Origin of the sequence: Micromonospora hortensis (assembly GCF_022230935.1) — a bacterium.
GTDB classification, from domain to species: domain Bacteria; phylum Actinomycetota; class Actinomycetes; order Mycobacteriales; family Micromonosporaceae; genus Micromonospora; species Micromonospora hortensis.
Window position 1 is genome coordinate 204,777 of record NZ_JAKKFE010000071.1, and the last position, 15,317, is coordinate 220,093.

General features: G+C 67.7%; 13 protein-coding genes and 3 tRNA genes. All 16 read right to left on the reverse strand.

Translation table 11 applies throughout. From position 1 onward, the window contains the following. Positions 1-30 precede the first annotated feature (30 nt). The 16 genes from NIE111_RS31640 to NIE111_RS31715 all read right to left on the reverse strand — a co-directional run bounded on the left by NIE111_RS31640 (position 31) and on the right by NIE111_RS31715 (position 15,301). The gene (locus tag NIE111_RS31640; RefSeq protein ID WP_091402411.1) at positions 31-3,918 is read right to left on the reverse strand and encodes a DNA-directed RNA polymerase subunit beta'; all 3,888 of its coding nucleotides are present in this window, start codon (positions 3,916-3,918) and stop codon (positions 31-33) included. Between the two features lie 80 nt (positions 3,919-3,998). Further along, entirely contained in the window at positions 3,999-7,430 is a 3,432-nt protein-coding gene (rpoB, locus tag NIE111_RS31645) for a DNA-directed RNA polymerase subunit beta (RefSeq protein ID WP_238660443.1), read from the reverse strand. Between the two features lie 569 nt (positions 7,431-7,999). Beyond that, positions 8,000-8,383: a 50S ribosomal protein L7/L12 gene (gene rplL, locus NIE111_RS31650; RefSeq protein WP_238687837.1), complete on the reverse strand. Its 384-nt coding sequence runs from the start codon at positions 8,381-8,383 to the stop codon at positions 8,000-8,002. 54 nt (positions 8,384-8,437) lie between these two features. Then, positions 8,438-8,983, reverse strand: coding sequence for a 50S ribosomal protein L10 (gene rplJ, locus NIE111_RS31655; RefSeq protein WP_112584808.1), 546 nt, complete (start codon positions 8,981-8,983; stop codon positions 8,438-8,440). A gap of 340 nt (positions 8,984-9,323) precedes the next feature. Then, complete coding sequence (locus NIE111_RS31660; RefSeq protein WP_238687838.1) at positions 9,324-10,013, reverse strand: hypothetical protein; 690 nt, start codon at positions 10,011-10,013, stop codon at positions 9,324-9,326. Next, positions 10,010-10,804 carry an ABC transporter ATP-binding protein gene (locus tag NIE111_RS31665; RefSeq protein ID WP_238687839.1) on the reverse strand — a complete coding sequence of 265 codons (795 nt, stop codon included), beginning with the start codon at positions 10,802-10,804 and terminating at the stop codon, positions 10,010-10,012. Before NIE111_RS31665 ends, NIE111_RS31660 begins: the two co-directional genes overlap by 4 nt. An 80-nt stretch (positions 10,805-10,884) precedes the next feature. Next, positions 10,885-11,601 carry a 50S ribosomal protein L1 gene (gene rplA, locus NIE111_RS31670; protein ID WP_238687840.1) on the reverse strand — a complete coding sequence of 239 codons (717 nt, stop codon included), beginning with the start codon at positions 11,599-11,601 and terminating at the stop codon, positions 10,885-10,887. A gap of 79 nt (positions 11,602-11,680) precedes the next feature. Then, a complete protein-coding gene (gene rplK, locus NIE111_RS31675) occupies positions 11,681-12,112 on the reverse strand; it encodes a 50S ribosomal protein L11 (RefSeq protein WP_091402426.1) in 432 nt (143 codons plus the stop codon). A 186-nt stretch (positions 12,113-12,298) separates the two neighbouring features. Continuing rightward, positions 12,299-13,021, reverse strand: a complete 723-nt coding sequence (gene nusG, locus NIE111_RS31680) for a transcription termination/antitermination protein NusG (protein ID WP_238667527.1) — start codon at positions 13,019-13,021, stop codon at positions 12,299-12,301. A gap of 38 nt (positions 13,022-13,059) precedes the next feature. Continuing rightward, positions 13,060-13,449 carry a preprotein translocase subunit SecE gene (gene secE / locus NIE111_RS31685; RefSeq protein ID WP_091403530.1) on the reverse strand — a complete coding sequence of 130 codons (390 nt, stop codon included), beginning with the start codon at positions 13,447-13,449 and terminating at the stop codon, positions 13,060-13,062. Positions 13,450-13,662: 213 nt separating this feature from the next. Continuing rightward, positions 13,663-13,735, reverse strand: a tRNA-Trp gene (locus NIE111_RS31690). A 129-nt stretch (positions 13,736-13,864) separates the two neighbouring features. Next, on the reverse strand, positions 13,865-14,257 hold the full coding sequence (locus NIE111_RS31695) for a MaoC family dehydratase (RefSeq protein WP_091402431.1): 393 nt from the start codon (positions 14,255-14,257) through the stop codon (positions 13,865-13,867). 1 nt (position 14,258) lies between these two features. Then, the gene (locus NIE111_RS31700) at positions 14,259-14,705 is read right to left on the reverse strand and encodes a MaoC family dehydratase N-terminal domain-containing protein (protein ID WP_091402433.1); all 447 of its coding nucleotides are present in this window, start codon (positions 14,703-14,705) and stop codon (positions 14,259-14,261) included. 126 nt (positions 14,706-14,831) lie between these two features. Next, entirely contained in the window at positions 14,832-14,999 is a 168-nt protein-coding gene (gene rpmG / locus NIE111_RS31705) for a 50S ribosomal protein L33 (protein ID WP_007073056.1), read from the reverse strand. 132 nt (positions 15,000-15,131) lie between these two features. Continuing rightward, positions 15,132-15,204, reverse strand: a tRNA-Met gene (locus NIE111_RS31710). A gap of 24 nt (positions 15,205-15,228) precedes the next feature. After that, a tRNA-Thr gene (locus NIE111_RS31715) sits at positions 15,229-15,301 on the reverse strand. Positions 15,302-15,317 lie beyond the last annotated feature (16 nt).

Genomic DNA, 15,317 nt, shown 5'->3' on the forward strand with positions numbered 1-15,317 from the left:
TCACCGGGGGCCTCGTCGTGTGACTGGTGCTTAGCGGTACGACCCGAAGTCGAAGTCGTCCAGCGGCACGGCCTGCCCACTGGCCGGCCCGAACCCGTAGTCGGTCTCCGGGTAACCGGTCATCGAGTAGACCTTGGCCTTGGCCTCCTCGGTCGGCTCGACCCGGACGTTGCGGTACTTGCTGATGCCGGTACCGGCCGGGATGAGCTTTCCGATGATCACGTTCTCCTTGAGGCCGACCAGCGAGTCGCTGCGCGAGTTGATCGCAGCGTCGGTCAGCACCCGGGTGGTCTCCTGGAAGGAGGCCGCCGAGAGCCAGGAGTCGGTGGCCAGCGAGGCCTTGGTGATACCCATCAGCACCGGACGACCGGCGGCGGGCTCGCCGCCCTCCGAGACGAGCCGGCGGTTCTCCGACTCGAACAGCGCCCGGTCGACGAGCACACCCGGCAGGAACTCGGTCGAGCCGGAGTCGATGACCGTCACCCGCTTGAGCATCTGGCGGATGATGATCTCGATGTGCTTGTCGTGGATGAGCACACCCTGCGAGCGGTAGACCTCCTGGACCTCACTGGTCAGGTGGACCTGGACCGCCCGCGGACCCATGATCCGCAGCAACTCGTGCGGGTCGATGGTGCCCTCGGTCAGCTTCTCGCCGACCGCGACGTGACCGCCGTCGTGGGTACGGAGCTTGACGCGCTTGGAGATCTTGTCGTAGACGATCTCTTCGCTGCCGTCGTCCGGCACCACGATGATCTTGCGCGAGCGCTCGCCATCCTCGATCCGGATCCGACCGGGGGTGTCGGCGATGGGCGCCTTACCCTTCGGGACCCGAGCCTCGAAGATTTCCTGAACACGCGGCAGACCCTGGGTGATGTCCTCACCCGCGACACCACCGGTGTGGAAGGTACGCATCGTCAGCTGCGTACCGGGCTCACCGATGGACTGGGCGGCGATGATGCCGACCGCCTCGCCGATGTCGACCGACTTACCGGTCGGCAGCGACCTGCCGTAGCAGGCCGCGCAGACGCCCAGCTTCGACTCGCAGGTGAGCACGCTGCGCACCCGGACCGTCTCCACACCAGCGGCGACGATCTTGTCGACCCCGATGGAGTTGATGTCCTGACCGCGCTCGGCCACCACGGTGCCGTCCGGCCCCTTGATGTCGTCGGCGAGGGTCCGGGCGTGCACGCTGGTCTCGGCGTGGGTGTGGACGACGAGCTTGCCGTCCAGCTTCTCGCCGATCTGCATCGGGATCGCCCGGTCGGTGCCGCAGTCCTCTTCGCGGATGATGACGTCCTGCGAGACGTCCACCAGACGACGGGTCAGGTAACCCGAGTCGGCGGTCCGCAGCGCGGTGTCGGCGAGACCCTTACGGGCACCGTGCGTGGAGATGAAGTACTCCAGCACGGACAGACCCTCCCGGTAGCTGGCCTTGATCGGCCGCGGGATGATCTCACCCTTGGGGTTGGCCACCAGACCACGGATCGCCGCGATCTGCCGGAGCTGGAGCAGGTTACCGCGAGCACCCGAGTTGATCATCTTCCACAGCGGGTTCTCCTGCGGCAGCGCGGTGTCCATCTCCTTGGCGACCTCGTTGGTCGCCTTGGTCCAGATCTCGATGAGCTCGCCGCGACGCTCCTCGGCGGTCATCAGACCACGCTGGTACTGCTTGTCGATCTGGTCGGCGTCCTTCTCGTACTTCGCCAGGATCTCCGCCTTGCGCGGCGGAGCGATGACGTCCTCCATGCCGATCGTCACGCCGGACCAGGTGGCCCAGTGGAAACCGGCCTCCTTGAGCCCGTCCAGGGTGGCGGCCAGCGCCACCTTGGGGAAGCGCTCGGCGAGGTCGTTGACGATCGCGGAGAGCTGACCCTTGCGGATCTCGTAGTTCACGAAGCGGTAGCCCTGCGGCAGCGTCTCGTTGAACAGCACCCGACCCAGGGTGGTCTCCACGGTCAGCGGGTCACCCTCGACCCAGCCCTCCGGGGCGCTCCACGCCTCGGAGCCGTTGCCGTTGTCGACACCGACCACGCCACGCAGGCGGATCTTCACCGGCGCCTGCAGGTGCAGCTCGCCGTTGTCGAAGGCCATCCGCGCCTCGGCGTCCGAGCTGAACGCCCGGCCCTCGCCCTTCTCACCGGCGGTGAGGTGGGTGAGGTGGTACAGACCGATGACCATGTCCTGGGTAGGCATGGTGACCGGCTTACCGTCGGCCGGCTTGAGGATGTTGTTCGACGACAGCATCAGGATCCGCGCCTCGGCCTGAGCCTCGGCGGACAGCGGCACGTGCACCGCCATCTGGTCACCGTCGAAGTCGGCGTTGAACGCGGTGCAGACCAGCGGGTGGATCTGGATGGCCTTGCCCTCGACCAGCTGCGGCTCGAAGGCCTGGATGCCCAGGCGGTGCAGGGTCGGCGCCCGGTTGAGCAGCACCGGGTGCTCGCCGATGACCTCTTCCAGCACGTCCCACACGACCGGGCGCTGACGCTCGACCATCCGCTTGGCGGACTTGATGTTCTGTGCGTGGTTCAGATCCACCAGCCGCTTCATCACGAAGGGCTTGAACAGCTCCAGCGCCATCTGCTTGGGCAGACCGCACTGGTGCAGCTTGAGCTTCGGGCCGACCACGATGACCGAACGGCCGGAGTAGTCGACGCGCTTGCCCAGCAGGTTCTGGCGGAACCGGCCCTGCTTGCCCTTGAGCATGTCGGACAGCGACTTGAGCGGGCGGTTACCCGGGCCGGTGACCGGCCGGCCGCGACGGCCGTTGTCGAACAGCGCGTCGACGGCCTCCTGGAGCATCCGCTTCTCGTTGTTGACGATGATCTCGGGCGCGCCGAGGTCGATCAGTCGCTTGAGGCGGTTGTTCCGGTTGATCACGCGGCGGTACAGGTCGTTCAGGTCGGAGGTCGCGAAGCGGCCACCGTCGAGCTGCACCATCGGGCGCAGGTCCGGCGGGATGACCGGGACGCAGTCCAGCACCATGCCGAGCGGCGAGTTGCGGGTGTTCAGGAACGCCGCGACGACCTTGAGCCGCTTGAGCGCCCGGATCTTCCGCTGGCCCTTGCCGGACCGGATGGTCTCCCGCAGGCTCTCGGCCTCGGCGTCGAGGTCCATGTTCTGGACCAGCGCCTTGATCGCCTCGGCGCCCATGGAACCGGTGAAGTACTCACCGAACCGGTCGCGCAGCTCGCGGTAGAGCAGCTCGTCGGTGACCAGCTGCTTCGGCTCCAGCTTGCGGAAGGTGTCCAGCACCTCGTCCAGGCGGTCGATCTCGCGCTGGGCCCGGTCGCGGATCTGGCGCATCTCGCGCTCTCCGCCCTCCTTGACCTTGCGCCGGACGTCCGCCTTGGCACCCTCGGCCTCCAGCTCGGCCAGGTCGGCCTCGAGCTTGGCGGCGCGCTTCTCGATCTCCGAGTCGCGGCTGTTCTCGGACTGCCGCTTCTCGGCCAGGATCTCGTTCTCGATCGTCGAGAGGTCGCGGTGACGCGACTCCGCGTCCACGCTCGTCACGACGTACGAGGCGAAGTAGATGATCTTCTCGAGGTCCTTGGGAGCGAGGTCCAGCAGGTAACCCAGCCGGCTCGGAACACCCTTGAAGTACCAGATGTGGGTCACCGGAGCGGCGAGCTCGATGTGCCCCATCCGCTCACGGCGGACCTTGGAGCGAGTCACCTCGACGCCGCAGCGCTCACAGATGATGCCCTTGAACCGGACGCGCTTGTACTTACCGCAGTAGCACTCCCAGTCCCGCTGCGGACCGAAGATCTTCTCGCAGAAGAGCCCGTCCTTTTCCGGCTTCAGGGTGCGGTAGTTGATCGTCTCAGGCTTCTTGACCTCGCCGTGCGACCACTGACGGATGTCGTCGGCGGTGGCGAGACCAATGCGCAGCTCGTCGAAGAAGTTGACGTCGAGCACTATGTCCCCTATGTCGTCGTCTGTACTGCTAATTCTCGGGTGGGGTCGGGGGCCGGCGAGCCGGCCCCCGACCGCTCACCTCAGACCTCTTCGACCGAGCTCGGCTCGCGCCGGGACAGGTCGATGCCCAGCTCCTCAGCGGCCCGGAACACCTCGTCGTCGGTCTCGCGCATTTCCAGGGCCACACCGTCGCTGGAGAGAACCTCAACGTTGAGGCACAGCGACTGCAGCTCCTTGAGCAGCACCTTGAACGACTCCGGGATGCCCGGCTCCGGGATGTTCTCGCCCTTGACGATGGCCTCGTAGACCTTCACTCGGCCGAGCACGTCGTCGGACTTGATCGTGAGCAGCTCCTGCAGGGCGTAGGCAGCGCCGTACGCCTGCATCGCCCAGCACTCCATCTCACCGAAACGCTGACCACCGAACTGCGCCTTACCACCCAGCGGCTGCTGCGTGATCATCGAGTACGGGCCGGTCGAACGAGCGTGGATCTTGTCGTCGACCAGGTGGTTGAGCTTCAGGATGTAGACGTAGCCGACAGCGATCGGGTCCGGCAGCGGCTCACCGGAACGACCGTCGAACAGCTGCGCCTTGCCGGTACGACCGATCAGCTGCTTGCCGTCCCGGTTGGGCAGGGTCGACTCGAGCAGACCGGAGATCTCCTCCTCGCGAGCACCATCGAAGACCGGGGTGGCCACGTTGGTGTCGCCCTCGGACTCGTGCGCGTCGATCGAGCGCAGCTGACGCTTCCAGTCGGCGTCGTCACCCTCGACCTTCCAACCGGTCTTGGCGACCCAACCGAGGTGGGTCTCCAGCACCTGGCCGATGTTCATCCGGCTCGGCACACCGAGCGGGTTGAGCACGATGTCGACAGGGGTGCCGTCCTCGAGGAACGGCATGTCCTCGATCGGCAGGATCTTCGAGATGACACCCTTGTTGCCGTGCCGGCCGGCGAGCTTGTCGCCGTCCTGGATCTTGCGCTTCTGGGCGACGTAGACCCGGACCAGCTCGTTGACACCCGGCGGCAACTCGTCGCCGTCCTCGCGGGAGAACGTGCGCACACCGATGACCGTGCCGGTCTCGCCGTGCGGCACCTTCAGCGAGGTGTCCCGAACCTCACGCGCCTTCTCACCGAAGATCGCGCGGAGCAGGCGCTCCTCCGGGGTCAGCTCGGTCTCACCCTTGGGCGTGACCTTGCCGACCAGGATGTCACCGGGGACGACCTCGGCGCCGATCCGGATGATGCCGCGCTCGTCGAGGTCAGCGAGCATTTCCTCGCTGACGTTCGGGATGTCGCGGGTGATCTCCTCCGGACCGAGCTTGGTGTCCCGGGCGTCGACCTCGTGCTCCTCGATGTGGATCGAGGTGAGCACGTCCTGCTGCACGAGGCGCTGCGACAGGATGATCGCGTCCTCGTAGTTGTGGCCCTCCCAGCACATGAACGCCACCAGCAGGTTGCGTCCGAGTGCCATCTCGCCCTCGTCGGTGCACGGACCGTCGGCGATGACCTGACCGGCCTCGACGCGGTCGCCCTCGAAGACGACCGGCTTCTGGTTGACGCAGGAGCCGGCGTTGGAGCGGCGGAACTTGTGCAGCAGGTACGTCCGGCGGTGGCCGTCATCCTGGTGGATGGTGACGTAGTCGGCGCAGAGATCCTCGATCACACCGCCGACCTCGGCGACCACCACGTCGCCAGCGTCGACAGCGGCCCGGTACTCCATGCCCGTACCCACGAGCGGCGCCTCGGCCTTGACCAGCGGCACCGCCTGGCGCTGCATGTTCGCGCCCATCAGTGCCCGGTTGGCGTCGTCGTGCTCGAGGAACGGGATCATGGCGGTCGCGACCGAGGTCATCTGCCGGGGCGAGACGTCCATGTAGTCGACGGCACCGGGGAGGACGTCCTCGGTCTCGCCGCCCTTACGACGGCAGAGCACCCGCTCCTCGGCGAACGTGCCGTCAGCCTTCAGGCGCGCGTTGGCCTGGGCCTTGACGAACCGGTCCTCCTCGTCCGCGGTCAGGTAGTCGATCTGGTCGGTGACCCGACCCTCGACGACCTTCCGGTACGGCGTCTCGATGAAGCCGAACGGGTTGACCCGGGCGAAGGTGGACAGCGCGCCGATCAGGCCGATGTTCGGGCCTTCCGGCGTCTCGATCGGGCACATCCGGCCGTAGTGGGACGGGTGCACGTCGCGGACCTCGAAGCCGGCCCGCTCCCGGGACAGACCACCCGGGCCGAGCGCGCTCAGCCGACGCCGGTGGGTCAGGCCCGCCAGCGGGTTGGTCTGGTCCATGAACTGGGACAGCTGGGACGTCCCGAAGAACTCCTTGATCGCCGCCACCACCGGGCGGATGTTGATCAGGGTCTGCGGGGTGATCGCCTCGACGTCCTGCGTGGTCATCCGCTCGCGGACGACCCGCTCCATCCGGGAAAGGCCGACCCGAACCTGGTTCTGGATCAGCTCGCCCACGGTACGGAGGCGCCGGTTGCCGAAGTGGTCGATGTCGTCGGCCTCGTAGCCGTCCTCACCGGCGTGCAGCCGGCACAGGTACTCCACGGTGGCGACGATGTCGTCCTCGGTCAGCGTGCCGGTGGTGATCGGCACGCCAACTTCCAGCTTCTTGTTGAACTTGTAGCGCCCGACCTTGGCGACGTCGTACCTCTTCGGGTTGAAGAAGAGGTTGTCGAGCAGGGTCTGGGCGTTCTCGCGCGTCGGCGGCTCGCCAGGGCGCAGCTTGCGGTAGATGTCGAGCAGAGCCTCGTCGGCGCCGGCGATGTGGTCCTTCTCGAGCGTGGTCATCATCAGCTCGGACCAGCCGAACTTCTCACGGATCCGCTCGGCCGACCATCCGATGGCCTTGAGCAGGACGGTGACGGCCTGCCGACGCTTGCGGTCGATGCGTACGCCGACCGTGTCGCGCTTATCGATGTCGAACTCCAGCCAGGCACCCCGACTCGGGATGACCTTGACGCTGGAGAGGTCGCGGTCGGAGGTCTTGTCCGGCTGCTTGTCGAAGTACACGCCCGGAGAACGGACGAGCTGGCTGACCACGACGCGCTCGGTGCCGTTGATGACGAAGGTGCCCTTGGGCGTCATCATCGGGAAGTCACCCATGAACACCGTCTGGCTCTTGATCTCGCCAGTGGTGTTGTTGGTGAACTCCGCGGTCACGAAGAGCGGAGCGCAGTAGGTCAGGTCCTTCTCCTTGCACTCCTCGATCGAGGCCTTGACCTCGTCGAAGCGCGGCGCCGAGAAGGAGAGTGACATGGTGCCGGAGAAGTCCTCAATGGGACTGATCTCTTCAAGGATCTCCGCGAGACCCGATCGTGCGTGCGGGTCGTCCGCCGACCGGCCCTGCCAAGCCTCGTTGCCGACGAGCCAGTCGAAGGACTCGTTTTGGATGGCAAGGAGGTTGGGGACCTCGAGGTGTTCGGTGATCCTGCCGAATGAAACTCGGCGGGGAGCGAATGCGCTCGACGTACGACTGGTCTTCGCAGGGCGGGAAGCTGCCAAGATGCGTCCTTCCGAGGACCGGTGCTGCAGAACGGCTGGTACGCGTGCACTCCAATGACCCCACCAGAAATATCCGTAAACGGACATTTCCGAGCAGGGGTCAAGTCGGAAGGCAGCGCAAACTAGCAGTGTAGCCGAGAGGCTAACCGCTGTCCAGCCCACCCCGCAGGTTGTTTGCGGAGCGCGCCTCGGCCCCCGTCAACCGGGGTCTGCCGGGCCGCTCAGAACGCAACTCCCCACTGGGCCGCTCGGGTTACAGCGGCTGATGGTGCCGCCGCTGTCATACCCACGTCGTGGCCGTCGCAAGCGCGGTGTCTTGCTGGTGTCAGCGTGCCTGGCAGCCCCGGGCCGCGTCAAGGGCCGGTATCCGGGTTGTCCCTTGTTTCCCACTGGAGGGCGACCCGCCACGCTCGTTCGGGTCAAGGGTACCCATTGTTGGAGCGCAGCTCAGGACCGGTCGCGGCCAGATCCACAAACACGGCGGGCGGTGATCCGTGTCGGATCACCGCCCGCCGTGACGCGATGGTGTCCCAGCTCACGAGCCGGGTACGCGTTTGTGGAACGTCAGGTCACTTGAGGGTGACCTTGGCGCCTTCACCCTCGAGCTTGGCCTTCGCCTTGTCGGCGGTCTCCTTGTTGACCTTCTCCAGGATGGCCTTCGGCGCGGACTCGACCGCGTCCTTGGCCTCCTTGAGGCCCAGGCCGGTCAGCTCACGCACGACCTTGATGACCTGGATCTTCTTGCCACCGTCAGCCTCGAGGATGACGTCGAACTCGTCCTGCTCCGGCTCGGCCTCGGCCGCGGCGGCGCCGCCGCCACCCTGGGCGATCGCGACCGGAGCGGCAGCGGTGACCTCGAAGGTCGTCTCGAACTGCTTCACGAACTCAGAGAGCTCGATCAGCGTCATCTCCTTGAACGCGTCGAGCAGCTCGTCGGTGCTGAGCTTCGCCATATCTGGCGTCCTTTCCTGATTCTGTTAAGTAAGAACTGGTGCGCCGTGGGGGCCTCAGGCCGCCTCGGCGCCCTCCTTCTCGCGCTTGTCCTGCAGTGCAGCCGCCAGACGGGCGGTCTTCGACAGCGGGGCCTGGAACAGGGCCGCGGCCTTGCTCAGGTTGCCCTTCATCGCGCCGGCCAGCTTGGCCAGCAGCACCTCGCGGGACTCAAGGTCGGCGAGCTTCGTGACCTCGGCCGCGGTGATGGCCTTGCCCTCGAAGACACCGCCCTTGATGACGAGCTTCGGGTTGGCCTTCGCGAAGTCGCGAAGCCCCTTCGCCGCCTCGACGACGTCGCCCGAAACGAAAGTCAGCGCGGTAGGACCGGTGAACAGCTCGTCGAGGCCGGTGATGCCCGCGTCCGTCGCAGCACGCTTGGCCAGCGTGTTCTTCGCGACCGTGTAGCTGGTATCGGCGCCGAGCGAGCGCCGAAGCTGGGTGAGCTGGGAAACCGTCAGACCGCGGTACTCGGTCAGCACGGTGGCGCCCGAACTGCGGAAGCTCTCGGTCAGCTCAGCGACGGCCGTGGCCTTGTCGGCCCGGATCGGCTTGTCCGCCATGTCCCTCCTCTCTCGTTACTCGAGGCTGGTCCCTGTCTCGGCCGAAGCCGGAACGGGGGCGGAGGCGACGCGACAACGAAAAAGCCCCGGCGCAGGGCGCACGGGGCGAGGGCCGGCGGATCGTCATGGTCGGCGGACCATGCTCACTGCCGAGTTACGCTTGCCGCCCTACGCGGGTCGCCCGTCGTCGCGGGACCTTCGACCGTGCCGAAGCACGGTGACCAGCGGTCTTTGGGTGGTTCCTCATCCATGAGAACACGGATGACGGTTGAAGAGTACGCGCCCCGACCAGCAGCGCCAAATCGCGCCCGGTGAGCCACGTCACCCGTGCCAGCGGCGGTCAGCCCTGCGCCCGCCGACGCCACAGGTATCCGCCGACGACAGCGGCGCTCCAGGCCAACGCCCACCCACTCAACCCCAGCAGTGTCAGCCCGGCGGCGTCGCCGGCGGTGGTCCGAGCGGCCGCCATGATCGGCGGCGCCAGCCAGGGGGCCACCGAGCCGGTCAGGCCGAACACCACAGCGCCGACCCCGCCCAGGGCCAACACCGCGACGCCGTACCCGGCGCCGCCCACCGACGCCCGGCTGGCCAGCGCCCCAAGGGCAACCGCAGCGGGTACGACCAGCACGTGCGCCCACAATCCCAGCGCGAGCCCGACCGGAATCGACCGGTCCCCCGGGTCGACCGGGCCGGACACCCCGCCGACCAGCCACGGAAAGAGCAGCGCGACGGCCACCGTCACCAGCGCCGCCACCGCGGCGGCGAGCAGCCCGGCCAACCGCTCCCGGGCCACCCCGACCGTCACCTGCGCCAGCCGACGCTGCACGTCCGGCTCGACGTCCAACAGGATCTTGGTTTGCCAGGCGAGCACCGGAAAGAGCACCACCGCGGAGACCCCGTACGCCTCCGCCGGCTGGGCCCGCCCACCGCCGTAGAGGGTGCCGAGCGTGATCAGGCCGGCGAGCAACGGCGCCAACGCCCGGCCGGTGCGCAGGAAACCGGCCAACCGCATGCGGACCAGGGCGCTCACCGGGTCTCCCCCGCTGCCGACTCGACAGTGACGTCAGCGGCCTGGGGTGCGGCGGTGGAGGCGTCGGAGCGTACCCGCAGCACCTGATGGCCCTCGGCGCGCAACCGGGCGACGGTGCCGGCGACCCGCGCGGCCGGCACCGCGACCTCGACCACAGCGATCGTCTCGTCCGTCGACGACGTCTCCTCGGTGAGCGAGCCGTCGGCCACCAACCAGCGGCGCGCGGCCGGGAGCCGGACCGTCTCGCCGCGATGGTCACTGACCAGGACTGACCCGTCGGCGGCGAGCACCTCGGCGATCAGCTCGGGCACCAACTCACGGGTGGTGGCGTCCAGCCCCTCCCAGGGCTCGTCGAGCACCAGCAGGCCCGGTGGGCGCAGCAGCGCCTGGGCGAGGCCGACCTTCTGCGCGGTGCCCTTGGACAGCTCCGGCAACCGGACCGAGCGGAAGGCGGACAGCCCGAGCCGGTCCGTCCAGGAGGTCACCGCCTCGTCGGCCGCGGCGCTGCCCAGCCCTGCCACCCGGGCCATCCCGGTCAGATAGCGGGTCACAGTGAACGGTTGGTCCGCGGGAAAACGCTCCGGCACCCAGCCCACCCGTGCCGGCCGGTCGGTGACCCGGCCCCGGCCCGGGTGGAGGACCCCTGCGGCCACCTGGAGCAGTGTCGACTTGCCCACCCCGTTACGGCCCAGCACGATCGCCACCTCGCCGGGACCGATCCGCACGTCGATGCCGTGCAGCACCCACGGCCCCCGCCGGTGGTACCGCAACCAGACGTTCTCCAGGCGCATGGCGTCGAGCCTGCCACACCGGGAACGCGCCGGGGCGCCGCCACTGTCGTGGCGGCGCCCCGGCGGAGCGATCTGTCGACTCAGGCGTCGGCCTGGTCCTCCCGAAGGTTCTTCACCAGGTTCGGGTCGACCGGGACGCCCGGGCCCATCGTGGTGGTCAGGATGACCTTGCGAAGGTACTTGCCCTTGGCCGCGGACGGCTTGGCACGCAGCACCTCGTCGAGCACCGCAGCGTAGTTGTCCACCAGCTGGGTCTCCGTGAAGGAGGCCTTGCCGATGATCAGGTGCAGGTTGGAGTGCTTGTCCACCCGGAAGGTGATCTTGCCGCCCTTGATGTCCGACACCGCCTTGGTGACGTCCATGGTCACCGTGCCGGTCTTCGGGTTCGGCATGAGACCGCGCGGGCCCAGGATCCGCGCGATCCGGCCGATCTTGGCCATCTGGTCCGGCGTGGCGATCGCCGCGTCGAAGTCCAGCCAACCACCCTGGATGCGGGCGACCAGCTCATCGGTGCCCACCTCGTCCGCACCGGCGGCGACGGCCTCTTCGGCCTTCGCGCCGCTGGCGAACACGATCACGCGGGCGGTCTTACCGGTGCCGTGCGGCAGGTTGACCACGCCGCGGACCATCTGGTCCGCCTTGCGGGGGTCGACGCCGAGGCGCATGGCGACCTCGACCGTGGCGTCGAACTTGACGTTGGTGGTCTCCTTGGCCAGCTTCACGGCCTCGGTGGGGGTGTAGAGCTTCGACCGGTCGATGACATCGGCGGCCTTGCGGTAGCTCTTGCTGCGCTGCATTGCTGATTACTCCTGTGGTCTCTGGCGGGCCGCTCGGCGCGAGCCCTCCCACGGTTTGGGTCGAAGGCCGGGGCCGACGTCAGTCGTTGACGGTGATGCCCATCGACCGGGCGGTGCCGGCGATGATCTTCTCGGCCTGGGCGATGTCGTTGGCGTTGAGGTCGGCCATCTTCTTCTCGGCGATCTCACGCAGCTGGGCGCGGCTGACCGAGCCGACCTTCTCGGACTGCGGAACACCCGAACCCTTCTGCACACCGGCGGCCTTGATCAGCAGCCGGGCAGCGGGCGGGGTCTTCAGCACGAACGTGAAGGACCGGTCCTCGAACACGCTGATCTCGGCGGGGACGATGTCGCCCCGCTGAGACTCGGTCTGCGCGTTGTAGGACTTGCAGAACTCCATGATGTTCACGCCGTGCTGGCCGAGCGCGGGGCCGACCGGCGGCGCCGGCGTGGCCTGGCCCGCCGGCAGCTGAAGCGTGAACGTCTTGACGAGCTTCTTCTTCGGAGGCATGTCACTTCCTGGGGCTTGGAGCTGGGAAAATGCGGCTGTCGCCGCCCTCGGGCGCGCACGGTCAGCGCGGTGCGACAGCGGCGACATTCAAGAGTAGCGCAGGCCGCAGCCCACTCGTCCGCCGAGGTCGAGCGAGAGCGCGTACGCCGACGTCGGCGGCGGGCCGGGCCCGCCGCCGACGACCAATCAGATCTTGGCGACCTGGTTGAAGTTGAGCTCCACCGGAGTCTCACGACCGAAGATCGACACCAGCACCTTGAGCTTCTGCTGGTCGGCGTTGATCTCGCTGATCGTGGCCGGCAGCGACGCGAACGCGCCGTCGGTGACGGTGACGGAGTCGCCCACCTCGAAGTCGAGGACCTTGATCTCCGGCTTCGACTTCTTCTGCTCGGTCTCGACAGCCGGCGCCAGCCACTTCAGCACCTCGTCGAGCGAGAGCGGAGCAGGCCGGTCGGCCCGGTCGGTCGCACCGACGAAGCCGGTCACACCCGGGGTGTTCCGGACACAGGAGTACGACTCGGCGGTCAGCTCCATCCGAACCAGGATGTAACCCGGGAAGACCTTGGCCTGGATCTGCGAACGCTTACCGTTCTTGACCTCGACCTCTTCCCGGGTCGGCACCTCGACCTGGTAGATGAAGTCCTCCATGTCGAGGCTCGTGATCCGGGTCTCGAGGTTGGTCTTGACCTTGTTCTCGTAGCCGGCGTACGAGTGCACCACGTACCAGTCACCCGGCGCGTAGCGCAGCTTCTGCCTCAGCTCCGCGACGGGGTCGTAGTCCTCGTCCGGTGCGGGCTCGGTCGTAGGGAACTCCGGCTCGCTGGCGGCCTCAACCGACTCGTCACCAGCCGCCGTCGCGACCGTGGACTGCTCGTCCACCGGTCCGGCGGTCTCGTCGTACTCAGGCACGCTCGCTCACTTCCGTCACTATGGCTGGAGGCAGCCGGTCAGTCCGAGTTGCCAAAGACAAACAACACGACCTTGGCGAAGCCGAAGTCCAGCACACCCACGATCGTCAGCATCACCGCGACGAACGCCACCACCACGGCGGTGTAGGTCAGCAACTCCTTGCGGGTCGGCCAGATGACCTTACGCAGTTCAGCTACGACCTCGCGGAAGAACCGGGCGATGCGGCCGAAGACGCCCACCCGACCCGTTTCCGACCGCGTGGTCGGCCGGCTGTCTGCCGACTCCGCCCGGGCACGGGACCGCGTGGCGGTGCCCCCCCGGGAAACCGGCTCGTCCGCGCCGGAGGCGTCGTCGTCGGCCACGTCGTCGACGACCTCGTCGTCCAGACGATCGTCGCCGTCGTCGTCGCGCCGCTTGTTGTCGGCCACTTCGCCCTCCGTCGCGGAATCTGGGGTCGCACGCCGAGTGGCGTACGCGGCGCTGGTCACGCCGGCCGGACCCAACCGTCCCGCGACGGGCCGCGGCCGGTGGATCACCCGGAGGGCCCCGATTGCCTCGGAGCCACCCCGCCGATGCCACCACCACGGGCCGGACGCCGCCAAGTGGCGGCGCGACCCACGGGAACGGTCAGGCCTGAGGCGCAGGGGTGACAGGACTTGAACCTGCAGCCTGCGGTTTTGGAGACCGCTGCTCTGCCAATTGAGCTACACCCCTATGTGGCAACACTCGCCCCACGCGGCCACAGACGACCGTGCAGGGGTCACTTGCCCCACGGCGGACCAGTGTACGGGTAGCCGCCCGACTTTCCCAACCGGTCTCTCCGCCACGCGTGGCGGGCACCGTTCAGCGCGCCGTCCGGATGGTTGCCCGCGCCTGCGACAGCACCTTCTCACCCAGGCAGGTGGCGGTCACCTCGAGTCGGGTCAGGCCGTCCTCGGTCACCTCGCGGACCCGCGCGGTCACCTCGATCTCAGTCCCCTGGTCATCGTCGGGAACCACCACCGGCCGGGTGAAACGCACGCCGTACTCGACCACCGCGTCTGGCGACCCGGCCCACTCCGTGACCGCCCGCCCGACCAGCGCCATTGTGAACATGCCGTGGGCGATCACCCCCGGCAGACCCACTTTGGTGGCGACCCGGTCGCTCCAGTGGATCGGGTTGAAGTCGCCCGAGGCACCGGCGTAGCGGACCAGGTCCGCCCGGGTCACCTGAAACGTCTGTGCTGGCAACTCCATCTCAGGCCTCCCCGCGAATGACATACCTGGCCCAGACCGCGACGACGGGTTCCCCGCCGACGGTGCTCACGTCGGTGCGCGTGGTCAGGAAGCCGTGCCCACCCCTGGTGCTGACGTCCTCGATGGTGTTGGTGCAGACCAGCTCGTCGCCGGCGACCACCGGCCGGGTGTACGCGAACCGCTGGTCGCCGTGCACCAGACGGCTGTAGTCGACGCCCAGGGCCGGGTCTTCGATGATCTGGCTGCTCGCGGCCATCGTCACGATCACCGGAAAGGTCGGCGGGGCGACCACGTCCGGGTGGCCCAGCGCCCGCGCGGCCTCCGGGTCGTGGTGCGCCGGGTCGGTGGCGCCGATGGCGCTGGCGAACTCGCGGATCTTTTCTCGGCCCACCTGGTAGGGGGCGGTCGGCGGATACGTCCGGCCGACGAAGGAAGGGTCCAGAGGCATGCCGCGAACCTACACGGAAAGCCCAATCGCCGACCTGATCGGTAGGCGGCGGTGGAGCCGCACCAAACCGGTCAGATCGGCGATCGGAAAGCTTCGACAACGGCCGGCCCTGAGGCCGGCCAGCAGTCAGCGGGTCTCGCGGTGGACCGTGTGCCGACCGTCACGCGGGCAGAACTTCTTCAGCTCGATGCGGTCGGGGTCGTTGCGCCGGTTCTTGCGCGTGATGTAGTTGCGCTCCTTGCACTCCACACACGCCAAAGTGATCTTCGGCCGGACATCGGTAGCCTTCGCCACGGCGGAGTGCCTTCCTCGCTAACGGAAACAACTACGACGCGCCAGCCTAGACGCTGACAGCGCGGACATGCAAAGTGGGCGCCAGAAGCGCCCATTCTTACGACCACCGGCAACGAGCCCGGAAGACGAGAGTAGCGGTGGCCGGACTTGAACCGGCGACACAGCGATTATGAGCCGCTTGCTCTACCATCTGAGCTACACCGCTGCGATGGGTCCAGCTGAACCCTCGAGCCCCCTTACGGAATCGAACCGTAGACCTTCTCCTTACCATGGAGACGCTCTGCCGACTGAGCTAAGGGGGCCTGCGCGATCTTCCCC